Origin of the sequence: Extensimonas vulgaris (genome assembly GCF_003337425.1) — a bacterium.
GTDB lineage: Bacteria > Pseudomonadota > Gammaproteobacteria > Burkholderiales > Burkholderiaceae_C > Extensimonas > Extensimonas vulgaris.
The window spans coordinates 159,175-176,473 of sequence record NZ_QPJU01000005.1; the positions used below are offsets into that span (position 1 = coordinate 159,175).

Here is a 17,299-nt window from a genome sequence, read left to right on the forward strand (position 1 = left end):
ATCAAAAAGGTTAAAATCGAACATGGAGAAAGGTACCCCGCACTGCAAATTGTCCATCGTCAAAGTCCTGGTCGAGGCTGGCAAGGTCAAGGCGACGGCCAGTGCCTACCAGGGAGCACGTGAGCTTGGCATCAACGATCTGGCTGGGATGTGCGCCATTGTGTTGGCACTTACGCCTGCGGACTTCTATAAGAGCATGACAACCCATGCCGATCACACGGTATGGCAAGACGTGTACCACGCCACTACGGCAAACGGCGATGGGGTGTACCTGAAGCTGACGGTCATCGACGATGTGTTGATCGTGTCTTTCAAGGAGCTATGACCATGAAATGTCCATGCTGCGGCGCGGCGGAACTGATTTACGACACGCGCGACATGCCCTACACCTACAAGGGCGAAACCACCACGATTCCGGCGGTGACAGGCGATTTCTGCCCCGCTTGCGGTGAGGTCGTGTTGGATCGCGAGCACGGCGATCGCTACAGCGAATTGCTGGGTCTGTTTCAACGCCAGGTGAATGCCGCCTACATTGATCCCGACTACATCGCCAAGGTGCGCCGCAAGCTCGACCTCGACCAGCGGCAGGCTGCGGAACTTTTCGGCGGTGGCGTGAATGCCTTTTCGCGCTACGAAAATGGTAGAACAAAGCCGCCACTGTCGCTTGTTAAACTGCTCAAATTGCTCGATCGACATCCTGAGTTGCTCAGCGAAGTCAGAGCCTCCTGACAAAGCTTTCATGAGTCATCCCATTCCGGCCCCCACCCCAGCTCCCACGCCCCATTTCACCACCCGCATCGTGCACGCCGACCGCTGGGGCGGCGCCGAGCATGGGGCGATCCACCAGCCGCTGCACACCTCGGTGCAGTATGGCTTCGAGCGCGTGGAAGATCTGATCGCCGTGTTCCAGGGCACGGTGGCAGGCGGCTTCAACTATGCGCGCCAAGGCACGCCGACCACGGCGGCGCTCGAATCCATGCTCACGCAAATGGAGCAAGGGCAGGGCTGCGTGAGCTTTGCCACGGGCATGGCGGCGATTTGCGCGGTGTTTCTCACGCTGCTCAAGGCGGGCGACCACCTCGTGGCGAGCCAGTTCGTGTTTGGCAACACCAACAGCGTGCTCGGCACGCTCGCCGATCTGGGCGTGGAAGTGAGCGTGGTCGATGTGCGCGACGCCGCCCAGGTGGCCGCCGCGCTGCGCCCCAATACGCGCATGGTGTTCGTCGAAACCATCGCCAACCCCGGCACGCAAATCCCCGACCTCGAAGGCATAGGCGCGTTGTGCGCTGAGCGCGGGCTGCTCTACGTGGTGGACAACACAGTGGCCTCGCCCTACCTGTTTCGGCCCGCGAGCGTGGGTGCCGGGCTGGTCATCCATTCGCTATCTAAAAGCATAGCAGGGCAGGGCGACGCGCTGGGTGGTGCGGTCATAGACACGGGGTTGTTCGACTGGAGCCGCTACCCCAACATCTTTGCCGCGTATCGCAAAGGTAACCCCAAGGGTTGGGGCCTGCAGCAGGTGCGCAAAAAGGGCTTGCGCGACATGGGCGCGGCACTGTCGGCCTACGCTGCGCACCAGATCGCGCTCGGCGCCGAGACGCTCGCGCTGCGCATGGAGCGCAGCAGCGCGACAGCGCTCGCGCTCGCGCAGTGGCTACAGCAGCACCCGGCCATCGCGCGCGTGCACTACCCGGGGCTGCCCTCGCATCCGCAGCATGCGCGCGCGCAGCGGCATTTCAAGGCCGGCGCGTGGCTGCTCTCGTTCGAGTTGCGCGACGCCGCGCAGTGCCTGCCGCTGTGCAACCGCCTGCGCCTGCCCATCAAGGCGACAGGCCTGGGCGACACACGCACGCTCATCATCCCCGTGGCGCACACCATCTTCTGGGAGGCCGGCGCGCAAGTGCGTGCGGCCATGGGCATTGCGGACGGCATGATCCGCGTCTCCGTCGGCCTTGAAGAGCTCGAAGACCTGCGCGCCGATTTCGCGCAGGCGCTGCAGGGCGGTTGAGAACCTGTTTGCGATCTTTTTCCTCGCGGTGGCGGACTTGCGGCGCGTCGCCGCAGTTCTGCAGCAAGCTTACTTTACTATTTAACCCAGATTGTCCATTCGGCGGCGCTTCGCGCCTACGTGGGCACTGGCGGACGGCTGCCGGTCATTTTGGCCGCAGCTTCGTCGTTCGTGGCACCACCATGAACTCCTCACCAGCGACCAAACTGCCGCGCCAGCCGCCTCGCCATCGTCCCGCGTCCTAATGAACAATCTGGGTTAAACGATATCACCACGCGCGCATTCGAAAACGTGCCAAGCGCCTACTCGATGCGCAAACGCTGGCGACCAAGGTGCCTACGAGGCACGCGGCGCTTGCGTTGTCAGGCTCAGCATCCGCTCGCAGTAGCGCGCGATCAAATCCACCTCGAGGTTCACGCGCGCACCGGCCTGCAGATATTGCAAGGCCGTGTTTTGCACCGTGTGCGGGATCAGGTTGATACTGACTTCGCAGCCCGCAGGCAGGTCGGCGATGCGGTTCACCGTCAGGCTCACGCCGTTGACCGCAATCGAGCCCTTGTAGGCCAGAAAGCGCGCGAGCTCCTGCGGCGCCAGGATGCGCAGCTCCCAGCTTTCGCCCACGGGCGCAAAGTGGCGCACCTGCCCGATGCCATCGACATGGCCCGAAACCAAGTGGCCGCCGAGCCGGTCGTTGGCGCGCAGGGCTTTTTCGAGGTTCACGGGGCCCGGGGCGTCGAGCCCCGTGGTCTTGGTGAGTGATTCGGCCGAGACATCGACGCTGAACTGCTGCTGCGGCGCGTCCAGCGCGGTCACGGTCATGCAGGCGCCATTGAGCGCGATGCTGTCGCCCAGACCCACGTCGTCGAGGTAGTGCGCCGGGGTTGCGATGGTCAGGCGCTTGCCATGGGTGGGCGAGTCGCCCAGCGCTTGCACGGAGGTGATGCGGCCTAGGCCGGTGATGATGCCTGTGAACATGGGGGATTGTGGCAGTTACTGAGTTGCCGTAGCAGTGCAGGTAGTGTCTAGGGACGGATTGCACACTCTCGCGCGGCCTGTTCTTGCAACGACAATGTATCTTTGTTCATTTGCGCTCGATACGTCAGTGCGCGATATTTTGAGTGTCAAATTGGGAACGCCGGGAGCCGCGCCGTAACTTTTAGCAAATCCGGAACTGCCGAACATAATATATGAATTCGAAAGATTGGCATTCCCCGTGCCAGTAACGCTAAAATAACTCGGAAGCGCGCCCTGTTTTTGAATGGTGACGTCAGTAGTCTCGTCGTATGAATTGTTTCTGTTGCTGTCAACAAAAACAACCCATCCTTGAGACCAATCGTTTCCACCGTTAGCGGGAATTACAAAAGCGTTTTGTCCATACTTCATTGCTTCACTTCGTGCCGCATTAATTGCTGCAAGTAATTTGTTTGCCAGAGAGGTTAATTCTGAATTTCTAATGAAATTTTGAAAACTTGGAGCTGCAACGACAAGCATTATAGCTACTATAGAAATGGTTACCATCAGTTCTATCAAGGTGAATCCGACAGCGGCGGCGCGGGATGGTTTCATGGCCAGCATAATTTGGGATTAGAGGATGATGCAGTGCCGGTGCATGTTTTGCTGCCGGTGCTGGTCATTTCGAGATTGCCAACCGTGGGATCCGGTTTTGTGGGGGTTGCAATTACTTTTACGCAGTCTGCAATGGACAAAGTTCCTGAGCTGGCTGGACAAGTCGTCGCAGATAATAAGTAATTTGCATCTGAAACATTATTTCCAGAAAATGTTTTGAAAGGAACGCTCGAAGCCGTGACGCCGCCACACGCCGAGGAGGGAGAAGGTGCCGTTGCCGTAGCAACCCCAGAGCTGTTGGTGGTGAAGGCCAAATAACAGTTGTTTTGCGTCATATAACGCTCTTCCTGTTGTAGCAACTCGGCGAGCGCTGCCCTCCCTTCGGCGCGTCGACCTTTGAGTACCGAATCTCTGTACGATGGGTATGCAATGGCAGCCAGTATCGCAACCACAGCCACGACAATCATCAGTTCGATCAGTGTAAAACCGCGGTGAGTAATATTGCTCATGGTGCGTTTTTCAGGTCTTGATAGTTATAGATTTGTCGCCAGCTCAGGCGCCCTATGGTTTCCGTGGTTGTTGCCGCAGGGGCTGATGTACTCACGCCAGATTGCCCGGAGCTGATGCCGCGGTGAATCGTCGTTCTCGTTCGTCGCCCCGTGCTGTCGCTTATGGAAACTGTGGTTTCAGCGGTGTTGACGAGAAAAAAAGCTGGATTTAGCATGCCAACCGTCGATGGAACAAAAGTCCCGGCACCGTTAGAAATGTTTACAACATATTGATTGCCACTGCCAGCGGTATTGGTGCATGAGCCTGCAGCGCCACCGGCTGCTCCAGGAATGATAGTATTAAATACTGCTTGTAATGAACCAAGGTCGTCCATCGCACTGATCAGTTTTTCTCCTGTGTTCGGCATGTCAAAATACCAGCCGGATCGTTGTGTAGTATCAGTATCTGAAATTGCGCGGCCCCATTTGAAGGCTGCTACGGTAATCGTCTTGGTGCTTGTATTTACGGTTCCAGGTTGTAGGCGGCCACGGCCACTGATGGCGCTGGGTCCGACTGGCGAAGAATCGGCGGAAGTTGCTCCGTTATCGTATATGGCATAAACGCTATTGGTCAGGGGGGAGGTATTATCAGAGGACTCTAAATATTTCCCCGTGCCAAATAACACATAAAATGATTCTACACCACCAACAAGCGGACCCGTGATTAATAAAGGGGGTGCTGAGATGGGTTGAATATTTCCGCTGCCGTCTTTGGCGATGTATAAAGGGTAGGGCGCTGGGCTGGCAAGGGTGCCTTTATTAAAGGCGGAAAGTTTGCCAAAAGTCCAGTCGGATGGGGTCAGGTTGCCAAAATTGAGCTTCCATAAATTACCATGAAGGTCGCCCATGTATATATTCGTTACCTCTCCAGATGTGCCATACAGGGGAGAAAAGTTAACTAACCCTGTCGCATTGGTGGCGCTCAATGATGTATTCAAGGGCAGAGAAATTTTGAAATAATTAGTACCCAGCGTCCAGGCAGTGCCAGCGGCCTTGTCCAATGCCAACAAATATAGCGCAGGGCTGCCAGTGCTGCTGAAGCGTCCATCAGCATCGGGTACATAATTGTTTACACCACTGCCAAACACGGCAAACCACCGGTACGACGGCGTTGTGCTGTTTCCACTTGTCTTGAATTTGAGAATCTGCGGCTGGCCTACGACTTGACCTAGATCTGTATCGTCGGCGCGTGTGAATTCCCACATCACATTGGAAGCGCTGAATGAAGAGGGCTCCGTGACGTCTAGGGCAAATACCCCCGGGCCACCGCCACCCGTGCCAGCGATGAGAACGGTTTTCCAATCGGTTGCCGCACCTGTAGATGCTGTTTGGGCCTCTGCTACCGCAATGCGGCCGTCGACGTAATTCTGGTGGTTGTTGGCGTAGGTAGGGTTGGTCAGAGCCGATAATTTCGGTCCCATCCAACTAGGAATGTATGCAAATAATTCAGAACCGGTATTGGCATTAAAAGCATGCAGCATGCCGTCGTTGGCGCCCACGAAGACAGCGGGAGTGCGTGTTGCGTGGGTGGACTTGAATACGGTGTATGCGGTGCCAGAATATGCCGATGATGGGGCCCCGGAATAAACCACATTGGAATTTACAATATCCCCCAGCAAGGAACTGCGCACGCGAAATGGATTGCCTTCCTTGCTCCGGTCGCCACGTAAATAATTCAGACGGTCTTGCCCCAATGAGTCTGCCGTGGCACTAGGGTCCGTTTTGTTCAAGCTATTTTTTAAACCGGTTTCAATGGCATCCCAAGTGAAGGTAGTGGCTGTGGGGCTTGCAGTGGCACCGGAGTTGCCAACGAAGATATTGCGGTTAGCTGCGGGCGAGGTCATGTTATCCAGTTGGCTCGCAGCACTCCAAGTGCTGCCGCTGATGGAAAGCGTGCCGCTGGCTGCGGTGATGGGCTCTGCCACGACGTCACCGCTCCAGTTGCTGGTATCAAATTTGGCCGAATACATCGTCGTACTGTTGGATGGACTGACCTGAGCCGAGCTTACCGAGCCGCCCGCAATGGTGCGTGATGCCGTGGCGGCACGACTGAAAATTTCATCAAAGGCGCTCAATACACTTCGCGCGTTTTGCTGTAAATAATATGTAGATGCTTCGCCGGGGGCGGATTGTTTTTGCCACACATCATTATCGTTGGTGCCATCGTTTCTTTTGAATGGATTTCCCCATGTATTGTATGGTCTGGATTGCGGATTGGAAGGATCTGATTCAAAGCCGCCATATTTTGCGGCCATAAAGAATTGATTTTGATAGCGTCGATGATTGGCGTCGTTTTCTGCTCCATATTCATTGACGTCGAATAGGAAGGTCTTGATACGCAAGCCTGGTCGTTGTTTGTCGACGCCACTCGTCCAGCCCGTGCCACGGATGTCGTGGGTGTGGCCCCAGTAAGCTGAGCCCATGATTTGGCTGGTGTCGGTACCTGCCGGGACGCTGGTGTTCGGTGGGTTGGGATTTGCGACGTTACGGGTAGTCCCCTGACCATCGACGTAGGTGGTGCTGGTGATATTTTTCTCAAATGCCTGAACGATGCCGCGCCAATAGTTTATATCCGGGATATTGTTTGCAGCATCGGCTGTGGGAAGGCGGTTGCCATCATGGGTGTGGATGTCGCCAATCACGATGATGTTGCTTTTGACGCAGGAATAATCGGCAGTGTTGCTTCTACCATCGCCGTAAGGATCGTTCCAGGTAGTGAATACGGGGAAGCCATCTTTCATGGCATCCGTCATGCCGGAAATGGCAGCTGGACTAGGTTGAAGCCCTTGCAAATAACGCAGAACCTCGTAATGAAGCTCTCCTACGGGATCATATTTCTTGTAGACGCCCGGGGTGGGCCCGGTGCGACCAAATTTGTTCAAATAATTGATGACTCCGCTAATATTTGGAGTAACGCTAGTGTCGCTATCAGGATTGGGGTAAAAAACACCGGTGTTCGGGTTCCATTCGGCTTTCGTGTTGCCCCCTGTGGGTGTATTGTCCTGACCTGTAGCGTTATAAGTTTTTTGGCCTACGTATTTCATTGGCACGCGCAAGACCCCACCATAGCGCCCATTGTTGTAACTCGCCGTTTGGTCCATCAAATAACCAAAGGCCGCAAGGCGCATTTGATCGCTGTATTTTTGGATCACGCCGGTGGGTTTGTAATTGCCATGAGGGTATTGTCGGCACAGGCCGTAGTCGCGGACGTCCTGGAGGGTGCCTGAAGTGGTGTTGCAGACTTGCACGCGGGCATAGAAAAAACCGTCAGAATTTAGTGCGCCGCCAGCCGTTGGAGGTTGCCATGAACCAGTATAGTCCTTGAGATAGCAAGACTTTTTGATGCCAGGAATTGGGTCTCCAAATACGCTGTTGCTGCACGATACGCCATTATAGGCGGGGGCGACTTTCCAGTAATTGTCCCCTCCTGTTTTGGCGCCATACCATACTTCTTTTACCCCGGTAAAAGAGCAATATCCGTTTTCGTCGGCGCAGGCCGAGCCACCGGGCCCTTTATCGCTGCTATTTGTGATGGGGCCTATGGCGCTCGTCGGTGCTGCAGCACCCAGTGTGTATGCACCTGTATTGCCGCACCCTCCCGTTTTGGATGTGCCAAAATAAATTTTGTTTAAGGTGTTGGCAACCCAAATATCGTTACTGCCCGCCTGGGTTTGCATGGATTGTGGCACCGCACCCCAGTAAGGATGCGATCCGTCGCCATTTTTTTGGAGTTGTTTCGCAGGAAAGTTGGTGCTGTTCCACATGCAAATCGGATCACCATTGGGTAAAACCGCACGCTGCAAAATGGTGAGTGAATCGGTGTCGATATAGCGGTCCCCGCCCGAAAGCGCGAGGCGCAGCATGTCGATGGCGGAGCTGGATGCCCAATTGAGAAAATTGCCGCTAAAGGCGTCGGCACACATGCGATTGGTGGCTGGACCGCTACGGTCAAAACGCTTGTAGTCTGATGTGCTCAGGCCTGTTGCTGGCGTTTCTGTGGGGGCGTCATTATAGGTGTAGCAGCTTTCAGCATCGTAGTAGCCAAGGTATTCGTTGGCGTTACTGTAGGTTGAGTCAGTGGTTGCATTGGCGGTCGGCGCGGGATATTGTGCGCCAACAGTGGGGAATTCCACCGACAGAGCCAGTGCCAATGCTGGTTTGTCTATGGGGATTGCTGCATACAAAGGCTCCGTGGCCAGGGCAATGGCGGGTATGGCCGGTGGGCTGGCCTGCCCGATAGCCATCCAGGAGGCAGCAATCACAAGAGGCAAAAGGCTCCAGGCCAGCCATGTGGCTGGAGTGTGGGGCAGGCAATGCTGCAATGCAGTTTTCAGTTTGTGAATGATCGCACCGGCTTGGGTGAATGTTTGCTGATGGGCCATGCTGTCCTCAATTGCGGTAAATCATTTGGAGGGCGACCTGAATATCGGTTCGTGGGCCGAATCCCATGGAGGTGACGCGGTACACGTATTTCATTCCAGTAGGGCCTTGGGTTCTTGCGACGGCTGGGTCTGGTATGGGTTCAATGACGTAACGCGGTGCTTGTGCGGGTTGTATGCCTTTGTTGCCCGCGGGGAAAGTTCGGTCGGTGTAAGTTCCAAAGGCCGTGGTTCTGGCGTTGCTGCTGGTGTCCGTGAAGTCCACGGTAAGCCATGCTGGTTTGCCAGAAGCATTCAAATTACAAAGCCCAATGCTGTCACCGGAATTCCCGCAAGAATCAATGAATTTTGAAAGATCGGTGCTTCCACTATTGAAAACGCTGCTGCGTAAATGGGTGGACGTGGCGGGTTGACCTTCGATATCAAACTCTGCGTCGATGAGTGCCGCTTCAGCGGCTTGCCATGCGATTTGGGTGTCGCGATCATTGCGTGTGCCGCGTTCGGCCATCATGGAGATTTGAATGCCGGCCACTCCTAAAATGGAGACGATCAGCAATATGATCATGACGACGATCAGCGACACCCCGCGCGACGATGCGGAGGGGTTTTTCCGGTCAAAGCGTCGGTTTTTTCGTTTTTCAGGAGTGGCGGCCGGCATAAGGGGCGATTCAATTATTTTCTTGGGCATTGCGCAGATGCACTATGAAAGTGACTACTTGGCGCATTCTTCCGTCTGCAGCGGGGGTAAAGATGGTTCCCGGATCGCTGGTGGCATTGGCAAAGGCGGAACCTATGGTGCCGCCACTCGAGTCTTTGGTTTCCCCCAATGGATAATAGGTGTGCGTGCTGTTATCCACGGCGGTATTGGGTGCCGCGCGGACGACCATGCCTATGCGTATGCTGCGGACTTTCTTCCAGTTGGCATACGTGGCGGCCTGGTTGCCGGCAACGGTGAGTTGGTCTGCTCTGAGGTAGCGCTCCGGGATAGTGTCCGATGCTGTGGCGGGAATTGGCACGGTGGTGTTGCCCGGGCCGATGCCGTCCACGCCGTAGAGCACTTGAAAATTTTCCACGCCGCGCACGAGGGGCTGTGTGTCGTAGGGTGCACTGCCCGTGTCCGAGCGCGAGCACATCAGTGATGGCTCTCCATCCGCATCCACACCGACGTGAAGGATGCTCACAGATTGGTCATCGATGTTGGCGGGTGCGGCGGTGGGGGCATTGCCGGAGCAGTCGATCATGGAGCCGTCGGATTTTGTGGCGTCGGTATCTGAGGCGTTGGGCTGAAAGCGTAATACGAGGATGTCACTGCCGTAGCCGACACTGCCCGAACTTCTGCTGGTGCCTGCTGTCCAGGCATCACTTGGGGTTCGAGACGCGTTGTTGAGTCCATAAACATTGGGTGGGATGTTGGTCGGTATACCCTGCGTGTTGCTAACAGCTGCCGGGTTTGCGATGTACGCGAGGGTTTTGAAGCCAGTTTGGACGCCAACGCGCTGGATGATGTCTTGTGCAAAGCGGGTGTTGTCACGCAATTGGGAGGCGGCATCGACGGCAGTGAAACCTTGGCGTGCAACGAGGAGCGCTGCGGTTGCAGCTAGCACGATCAAGAGGCTGAGCACTAGTGCCACCATCAATTCAACCAAGGTGAAGCCTTTTTGATATTCACGCGAGGCAGCGCGGCGGCGGGAAAGGGCTGGCATTTCGACGAAATGGGGATGCGGAACGCGCAAGGGAGTCATAAGCTGTTTCCGCTCGTGACGGGCAATATGATGTATGGTCTGCTGCCTGTGTCGGCGGCGCTCAATAATGCGTTGCTTCCGGTCTGGCTGCGATCGGTGTTGGTGCGGGTCCAGCCAATTTTGATGACGGCGATGTCGTTGTTGCCACCGGCAGAGCTGGTGCAACCCCATTGCGGCAATCCATTGCTGTCGTAAGGGGCACTGTCATAACACACGACAACCCGTGCACCGGGCAGGGCAGCATCGACGCGGGTCAGCCAGTCTGTCATCTCGGCGCTGGCTATGTCTGTGGTGCTGGTACAGCCTGTGGCTGCGTTGGCTACACGCAGGCAATAGTTTGGGGTGGCGAGCGCCAGAGGGCTGGAAAAGGAGCCCAGATAAGGGTTGCTGGAAGCCGTAGTCAGAACGGCGATGGCTTTGTTGCCGCGCATCATCTCGGCTAGTTCACGCGCAAACACTGCAGCCTGCGCCTGGATGCGGGCGTCTCGGTTTGCCTGCAGCGCAAAGGCTTGAATACCGACCATGCCGAGCATGCCAAAAGAGAGTATGGCAATGGCAACGAGCACTTCTATCAGCGTAAAGCCGCGAGCCGATGGCCTGCCATGCCTTGCGCAAGAGCAGGGTGTTGCAGTCCGCGGCGGCCGCGCATGGGATGTCAAGCCGAGGTTAGATTGGCCCCAAGGTGCGCCCCACTGGTTGGACTTCTTCGGAAGAAGCAGTTTTTTCATGAAACTGATGGTATGCCCAAGAAGTAACTTGTTGTCGCTTTGGTGATGCCGTTGATTCTTTGAATTCAACCGCTCGGCGGGATTGGACGGGGGCTAGCCGTTACAGTCGCAGCAATCATGAACACGTCTTTCATTCCGGCGCCGATGCTCGAGGCGCTCGCTCTGGCGCAGCAGGGCTTGCTGCGCACGTCTCCGAACCCGCGTGTGGGATGTGTGCTGGTGGATGTTGCAGGGTGCGTGATTGGGCGCGGCTCCACGCAGCGGGCCGGCGGGCCGCACGCGGAGATCATGGCGCTGCGCGATGCCCTGGCGCAGGGGCATTCGACGCGAGGGGCGACGGCTTACGTCACGCTGGAGCCGTGCGCGCACCAGGGGCGCACGGGGCCGTGTTGCGATGCCTTGGCCGAGGCTGGCATTGCCAAAGTGGTGGCGTCAATCACGGATCCCAATCCGCGTGTGGCAGGGCAGGGCTTTGCGCGATTGCGTGCTGCGGGCGTGCAGGTGGAGGTCGGCCCTGGTGCAGAAGCTGCGCGCGAGCTCAACCTGGGGTTTTTCAGCCGCATGGTGCGCAAGACGCCTTGGGTGCGCATGAAGGTGGCGGCATCGCTCGATGGCGTCACGGCGCTGCCCAATGGGGCGAGTCAGTGGATCACTTCGCCCGAGGCGCGCCGCGACGGCCATGCCTGGCGCGCGCGCGCTTGCGCCGTGCTCACGGGCATAGGGACGGTGCTGGCCGACGATCCGCGGCTCGATGTGCGCGAGGTGCCCACGGAGCGGCAGCCTGCGCTGGTGCTGGTGGACAGCGCCTTGCAGGTGCCGCTGGATGCATCGATTTTCATAGCTGATCGTGGTGTCTACATCTACACTGCGAGCCAAAATGATGCAAAAAAACAGGCGCTGGAGGAGCGTGGGGTGCAGGTCATCACGTTGCCCGATGCGCACGGCAAGGTGGACTTGGCGGCCATGCTGACGGACCTTGCGCTGCGTGCCGAGGTGAATGAGCTGCACGTCGAGGCGGGCTACAAGCTCAACGGGTCCTTGCTGCGTGCCGGGTTGGTCGATGAGTTGCTGGTGTATCTGGCGCCCAAGCTCCTAGGCGCAGGCGCCGGGATGGCACAACTGGGTGAACTGACCGCCCTGGCGCAGGCGCAGGAGCTCGAATTTAAGGCGCAGGATCGAGTCGGGCCAGACCTTCGCGTTTTGGCGCGCATTCGCGGGCGAGACCGTTTTTAGCGGCCTGCTGGCCCGGCTCACTTGTGCGTGTACCCCAGACACGCCCCCGCATTCGGCATGCCGCGGCATTCGCGGTACAGACGGCGGTCGCGCTCGGCGGTGGTTTCTTCACTGGGGCTGCGTAGGTGGGTGGTGTGAACTTTGTGCTTTTTCTTGCCTGCCGTGCGGGTGTTGTTCACGCTGGTCGTCGCGTCGCCCGAGTTGGATTTTTTGCTCGCGGCGAGAGCCGCCTGGGGCACGGCGCTGAGGCTCAAAGCAAAACACAAGGCAAAAATGGCATTTCTCAAGGAGCAGCGTGCGTGAAGTGCTATATCTTTTGCAGTTTTATGCGTGGTAGAGGACATGGACATTCCAAAAAGTGAGTGTGAAGTGTGAATGGCAACCGATAGGATAGAGGGTTGTTCCACTGCACATACTGCCATGCGCCAAGCTGTTTTGAACCTCGAAGAATCCCGTATCCGTGAAGTGGCCAACGCCGGCCTGGGGCGCAGCGACGTGCTGGCGTTCTGGTTTGGCGAGAGCGACGAGGGCACGCCCGAGGTGGTGCGCCAGGCGGCCGTAGCCTCGATCGAGCGGGGCGAGACGTTTTATTCGCACAACCTGGGCCTGCCCGAGCTGCGCGCAGCGATCGCTGCGTATATGAGCGAGCTGCATCGCCCTGTGCCGCCCGAGCGCGTCGTCGTGACCTCGGGCGGCGTGAATGCGCTGATGCTCGCCGTGCAAGCGCTCGTCGATGCGGGCGACGAGGTGGTCGCCGTGACGCCCGTGTGGCCCAACCTGACGGCGCAGCCGCAGATCATGGGCGCGCGCTTGCACTGCGTGCCGCTGCGCCCGCAGCCGGGGGGCGCGTGGGCGCTCGATCTGGACGCCTTGCTGGCCGCGATCACGCCGCGCACGCGCTTGCTGATCCTGAACGCGCCCAACAACCCCACGGGCTGGACTTTGCGCCCCGAGGAGCAGCGCGCCATCCTCGCGCATTGCCGCCGCACGGGCACCTGGATTCTGGCCGACGAGGTGTACGAGCGCCTGTATTACGCGCCCTCGCCCAAAGCCTGCGCGCCGAGCTTTCTCGACCTGGCCGAGCCCGACGACCGGCTGGTGGTGGTGCACAGCTTTTCCAAGAGCTTTTTGATGACGGGCTGGCGCCTGGGCTGGCTGGTGCTGCCGCCTGCAGCGGTGCACCATGTGGGCAAACTGGTGGAGTTCAACACCTCGTGCACGAGCGTGTTCACGCAGCGCGCAGGCATCGCGGCGCTGCAGCACGCCGACGCCATCACGCCGCGCGTGGTGGCGCACCTGCGCAAGTGCCGCGATACGCTGCTGCCTTTGCTGCAGGCGCTGCCGGGCGTGGAAGTGGCCACGCCGCTGGGCGGCATGTACGCGTTTTTTCGCCTGCACGGGCACGACGATTCCCTCGCCACGGCCAAGCGCCTGGTGACCGAGGCCGGGCTGGGCCTGGCCCCGGGCAACGCCTTCGGCCCCGAGGCCCAAGGCTGGCTGCGCTGGTGCTTTGCCTCGCACGATCCAGCGCGTCTGGTGCAGGGGGTGGCGCGGTTGAAGGGGTGGCTGCAAGTGCAAGTGGTACGTCAGAGAGAATATGTTGGTAATATACAAAAATGATCGATCTGAGCAGGATCACAGGATTCGACTGGGATGATGGCAATGCCCGGAAGAACGAAAAACATGGCGTATCCATGGCCGAAGCAGAACAGGTCTTTTTCAACGCGCCTTTGCTGTTCGTGGAGGATGTGGCGCACAGTCTGAACGAGCCGCGTTTTCACGCCCTGGGGAAAACGGACAGAGGGCGGCCGCTGCACCTCACGTTCACATTGCGGCAGGCCGGGGCGCTGATTCGTGTGATTTCTGCGCGAGACATGCACCGAAAAGAGAGGCTCATCTATGCCCAAGTCCGCTAAACCTGTTCCCAAGTTTGCCTCGGAAGACGAGGAGCGCGCTTACTGGGAGTCGCATGACTCGACGGAGCATGTGGATTGGTCGAAGGCGCGCAAGGTCACTTTGCCGAACCTGAAGCCCACGACCAAAACCATTTCGCTGCGGCTGCCGCAACACCTGCTGGATTCGCTCAAGGCTGCTGCCAATGCACGGGACGTGCCTTACCAGTCTTTGATCAAGGTGTGGCTGCAAGAGAAGTTGCAGGAGCATTGAGCGAGGGCCGGCAATGGGCGGGCGGTCGTGGGCCGGCGCATCGAACCGCTATAATTCACAGGTTTTGCACGGTGCAAAACGCACGCCGCGTGGCTCGTTCCGGCCGCTGGCGCAAGTTCAAACCCGGGTTGCAAGGGTTTATGCCCAACGTCTGCGCCCGACTTTTTCAGGAAAACCCATGATCGCATCTTCCATCAAGGCCGAAGTCATTCAGGCCAACGCCCGTTCTGCCAACGACACCGGCAGCCCTGAGGTTCAAGTCGCGCTGCTCACCGCGCGCATCAACGAGCTTACCCCGCACTTCAAGACCCACGCCAAGGATCACCATGGCCGTCGCGGTCTGCTGCGCATGGTGAGCCGCCGCCGCAAGCTGCTCGACTACCTCAAGGCCAAGGACGCCGACCGTTATACCGCGCTGATCGCCAAGTTGGGGCTGCGCAAGTAATTCGTATCGCATGCATCGAACGCCTGGGTTAGTCATGCGCTAGCTCAGGCGTTTTTTGCTTCGGAGCCAGACTGCAGAGCGAAGCTGTGTCATTCCAATGGCCTTGCCCCGGCGCCGGGCGGGCAGGGTCACTGGAATGGCATCGTGTTCTGAATGAGGCTCTGGCGCTTGATGGATGTGCGCTTTTAGCTATTTAATTTGGAGCACTTATGAGTCTGTTCAACAAAGTCACCAAGTCCTTTCAGTGGGGCGAACATAAAGTCACGCTGGAGACGGGCGAGATCGCTCGCCAGGCCACCGGCGCCGTGCTGGTCAACATGGACGATACCGTGGTGCTGGCCACGGTGGCCGCGTCCAAGTCGCCCAAGCCGGGGCAGGATTTTTTCCCGCTCACCGTGGATTACATCGAAAAAGCCTACGCCGCGGGCAAGATTCCGGGCAGCTTTTTCAAGCGCGAGGCCAAGCCCAGCGAGTACGAAACGCTCACGAGCCGCTTGATCGACCGCCCGATCCGTCCGCTGTTCCCCGAGGGCTTTTTCAACGAGGTGCACGTGGTCGTGCACACCTTGTCGCTGAACCCCGAGGTCGATGCCGACATCCCCGCCATGCTCGCCACCAGCGCGGCGCTGGCCGTCTCGGGCATCCCGTTCAACGGCCCGATCGGTGCCGCGCGCGTGGGCTATGTCAATGGCGCCTATGTGCTCAACCCCGGCCAGACGGCGCGCAAGCAAAGCCAGCTCGACCTGGTCGTGGCCGGCACCGAGGCGGCCGTGCTCATGGTCGAGTCCGAGGCGCAGCAGTTGCCAGAGGAGGTCATGCTCGGCGCCGTGGTGTTCGGCCACGAGCAGAGCAACATCGCGATCAACGCCATCCACGAATTGGTGCGCGAGGCCGGCAAGCCGCTGTGGGACTGGCAGCCGCCGCAGCGTGACGAAGCCTTGATCGCCAAGGTGACCGAATTCGGTGAAGAGCGCCTGCGCGCCGCCTACCAGATCCGCAACAAGCAGGCGCGCACCCAGGCCTGCCGCGAGGCCTACGCCGTGGTCATGGCTGATTTGCGCGAAGCCGGGCTGGAGTTCGACCCGGTGAAGGTCGAGGGCCTGCTGTTCGAGATCGAGGCGCGCATCGTGCGCAGCCAGATCCTCGCGGGCGAGCCGCGCATCGACGGGCGCGACACGCGCACCGTGCGCCCGATCGAAATCCGCACCTCGGTGCTGCCGCGCACGCACGGCTCGGCGCTGTTCACGCGCGGCGAGACGCAGGCGCTGGCCGTGGCCACGCTGGGCACCGAGCGCGACGCGCAGCGCATCGACGCGCTGCTGGGCGAGTACGAAGACCGCTTCATGCTGCACTACAACATGCCGCCGTTTGCCACGGGCGAAGTCGGGCGCATGGGCAGCACCAAGCGCCGTGAGATCGGCCACGGCCGCCTGGCCAAGCGCGCGCTCACGGCCGTGCTGCCCGAGAAGGACGAATTCCCCTACACCATCCGCGTGGTGTCCGAAATCACCGAGTCGAACGGTTCCTCGTCCATGGCATCGGTCTGCGGTGGCTGCCTTGCGCTGATGGACGCGGGCGTGCCACTGAAGGCGCATGTCGCCGGCATCGCCATGGGCCTGATCAAGGAGGACAACCGCTTTGCCGTGCTCACCGACATCCTCGGCGACGAGGACCACCTCGGCGACATGGACTTCAAGGTCGCGGGCACCACGAGCGGCATCACGGCGCTGCAGATGGACATCAAGATCCAGGGCATCACCAAAGAGATCATGCAAGTGGCGCTGGCGCAGGCCAAGGAAGCGCGCATGCACATCCTGGGCAAGATGCAGGAGGCCATGGCCGGCGCCAATGCCGATGTCAGCAGCTTTGCGCCCAAGCTCTTCACCATGAAGATCAACCCCGAGAAGATCCGCGACGTGATCGGCAAGGGTGGCGCCGTGATCCGCGCGCTGACCGAAGAAACCGGCACGCAGATCGACATCGCCGAAGACGGCACCATCACCATCGCCGCGACCGACGGCGCCAAGGCCGAAGAGGCCAAGCGCCGCATCGAGCAGCTCACGGCCGAGGTCGAGGTGGGGCAGGTGTATGAAGGGCCGGTGGTCAAGATTCTCGACTTCGGCGCGCTGGTCAACGTGCTGCCAGGCAAGGACGGGCTGCTGCACATCAGTCAGATCGCCAACGAGCGCGTCGAGCGCGTGAGCGACTACCTCAGCGAAGGCCAGGTGGTGAAAGTCAAGGTGCTCGAGACCGACGACAAAGGGCGCGTCAAGCTGTCGATGAAGGCGCTCTCCGATCGGCCCGCTGCAGGCAATGGCGAGCGCTCCGAGCGCGGTGAACGTTCCGAGCGGGGCGAACGCGGCGAACGCCGTGAGGGCGGTCGTGGTGCCGGCCGTGCGCCTGCGCCGCAAGCTGCGAGCGATGGCGAGGCATCCGAAGAAGTTTGAGCTTTTCGCTCATCCTATGAGAGCTGCTGGCGCTTGA

At 59.1% G+C, this 17,299-nt stretch carries 17 protein-coding genes; 9 read left to right on the top strand and 8 right to left on the bottom strand.

The window, feature by feature from the left end:
- Positions 1–22 precede the first annotated feature (22 nt).
- From DFR45_RS09025 to DFR45_RS09035, 3 genes are read left to right on the top strand one after another with little or no spacing between them, the layout of a single operon-like run.
- Positions 23–325 carry a type II toxin-antitoxin system MqsR family toxin gene (locus DFR45_RS09025; RefSeq protein ID WP_114483369.1) on the top strand — a complete coding sequence of 101 codons (303 nt, stop codon included), beginning with the start codon at positions 23–25 and terminating at the stop codon, positions 323–325.
- Positions 326–327: 2 nt separating this feature from the next.
- Positions 328–729: a type II toxin-antitoxin system MqsA family antitoxin gene (locus DFR45_RS09030; RefSeq protein WP_114483370.1), complete on the top strand. Its 402-nt coding sequence runs from the start codon at positions 328–330 to the stop codon at positions 727–729.
- 10 nt (positions 730–739) lie between these two features.
- Positions 740–2,008: a cystathionine gamma-synthase family protein gene (locus DFR45_RS09035; RefSeq protein WP_114483371.1), complete on the top strand. Its 1,269-nt coding sequence runs from the start codon at positions 740–742 to the stop codon at positions 2,006–2,008.
- A 336-nt stretch (positions 2,009–2,344) separates the two neighbouring features.
- Here the strand turns inward: DFR45_RS09035 and DFR45_RS09040 are convergent, their stop codons facing one another.
- From DFR45_RS09040 to pilV, 7 genes are read right to left on the bottom strand one after another with little or no spacing between them, the layout of a single operon-like run.
- Positions 2,345–2,983, bottom strand: a complete 639-nt coding sequence (locus DFR45_RS09040) for a riboflavin synthase (protein ID WP_114483372.1) — start codon at positions 2,981–2,983, stop codon at positions 2,345–2,347.
- 15 nt (positions 2,984–2,998) lie between these two features.
- A complete protein-coding gene (locus tag DFR45_RS09045; RefSeq protein WP_241659396.1) occupies positions 2,999–3,574 on the bottom strand; it encodes a GspH/FimT family pseudopilin in 576 nt (191 codons plus the stop codon).
- Positions 3,571–4,083: a type IV pilin protein gene (locus tag DFR45_RS09050; protein WP_114483374.1), complete on the bottom strand. Its 513-nt coding sequence runs from the start codon at positions 4,081–4,083 to the stop codon at positions 3,571–3,573. Before DFR45_RS09050 ends, DFR45_RS09045 begins: the two co-directional genes overlap by 4 nt.
- Positions 4,080–8,504: a pilus assembly protein gene (locus tag DFR45_RS09055; protein ID WP_114483375.1), complete on the bottom strand. Its 4,425-nt coding sequence runs from the start codon at positions 8,502–8,504 to the stop codon at positions 4,080–4,082. Before DFR45_RS09055 ends, DFR45_RS09050 begins: the two co-directional genes overlap by 4 nt.
- 7 nt (positions 8,505–8,511) lie before the next feature.
- Entirely contained in the window at positions 8,512–9,189 is a 678-nt protein-coding gene (locus DFR45_RS09060) for a pilus assembly PilX family protein (protein ID WP_241659395.1), read from the bottom strand.
- A complete protein-coding gene (locus DFR45_RS09065) occupies positions 9,170–10,204 on the bottom strand; it encodes a PilW family protein (protein ID WP_114483377.1) in 1,035 nt (344 codons plus the stop codon). The genes DFR45_RS09060 and DFR45_RS09065 overlap by 20 nt, the downstream gene beginning before the upstream one ends.
- A gap of 35 nt (positions 10,205–10,239) precedes the next feature.
- Positions 10,240–10,971 carry a type IV pilus modification protein PilV gene (gene pilV / locus DFR45_RS09070; RefSeq protein ID WP_114483378.1) on the bottom strand — a complete coding sequence of 244 codons (732 nt, stop codon included), beginning with the start codon at positions 10,969–10,971 and terminating at the stop codon, positions 10,240–10,242.
- A gap of 117 nt (positions 10,972–11,088) precedes the next feature.
- Between pilV and ribD the strand changes: the two genes are divergently transcribed.
- Complete coding sequence (ribD, locus tag DFR45_RS09075) at positions 11,089–12,204, top strand: bifunctional diaminohydroxyphosphoribosylaminopyrimidine deaminase/5-amino-6-(5-phosphoribosylamino)uracil reductase RibD (protein ID WP_114483379.1); 1,116 nt, start codon at positions 11,089–11,091, stop codon at positions 12,202–12,204.
- A gap of 17 nt (positions 12,205–12,221) precedes the next feature.
- Here the strand turns inward: ribD and DFR45_RS09080 are convergent, their stop codons facing one another.
- Positions 12,222–12,548 (bottom strand): hypothetical protein, encoded by a 327-nt coding sequence (locus DFR45_RS09080; RefSeq protein WP_241659394.1) that lies wholly within the window; start codon positions 12,546–12,548, stop codon positions 12,222–12,224.
- 76 nt (positions 12,549–12,624) lie between these two features.
- On the opposite strand from DFR45_RS09080, the gene DFR45_RS09085 reads away from it, so the two are divergent.
- From DFR45_RS09085 to pnp, 5 genes are all read left to right on the top strand, one after another.
- Positions 12,625–13,824, top strand: coding sequence for a pyridoxal phosphate-dependent aminotransferase (locus DFR45_RS09085; RefSeq protein ID WP_114483380.1), 1,200 nt, complete (start codon positions 12,625–12,627; stop codon positions 13,822–13,824).
- Complete coding sequence (locus tag DFR45_RS09090; protein WP_114483381.1) at positions 13,821–14,120, top strand: BrnT family toxin; 300 nt, start codon at positions 13,821–13,823, stop codon at positions 14,118–14,120. Before DFR45_RS09085 ends, DFR45_RS09090 begins: the two co-directional genes overlap by 4 nt.
- The gene (locus DFR45_RS09095; RefSeq protein ID WP_114483382.1) at positions 14,104–14,370 is read left to right on the top strand and encodes a BrnA antitoxin family protein; all 267 of its coding nucleotides are present in this window, start codon (positions 14,104–14,106) and stop codon (positions 14,368–14,370) included. Before DFR45_RS09090 ends, DFR45_RS09095 begins: the two co-directional genes overlap by 17 nt.
- Before the next feature lie 178 nt (positions 14,371–14,548).
- Complete coding sequence (rpsO, locus tag DFR45_RS09100) at positions 14,549–14,815, top strand: 30S ribosomal protein S15 (protein ID WP_114483383.1); 267 nt, start codon at positions 14,549–14,551, stop codon at positions 14,813–14,815.
- A 209-nt stretch (positions 14,816–15,024) separates the two neighbouring features.
- Positions 15,025–17,262 (top strand): polyribonucleotide nucleotidyltransferase, encoded by a 2,238-nt coding sequence (gene pnp, locus DFR45_RS09105; RefSeq protein WP_114483384.1) that lies wholly within the window; start codon positions 15,025–15,027, stop codon positions 17,260–17,262.
- Positions 17,263–17,299 lie beyond the last annotated feature (37 nt).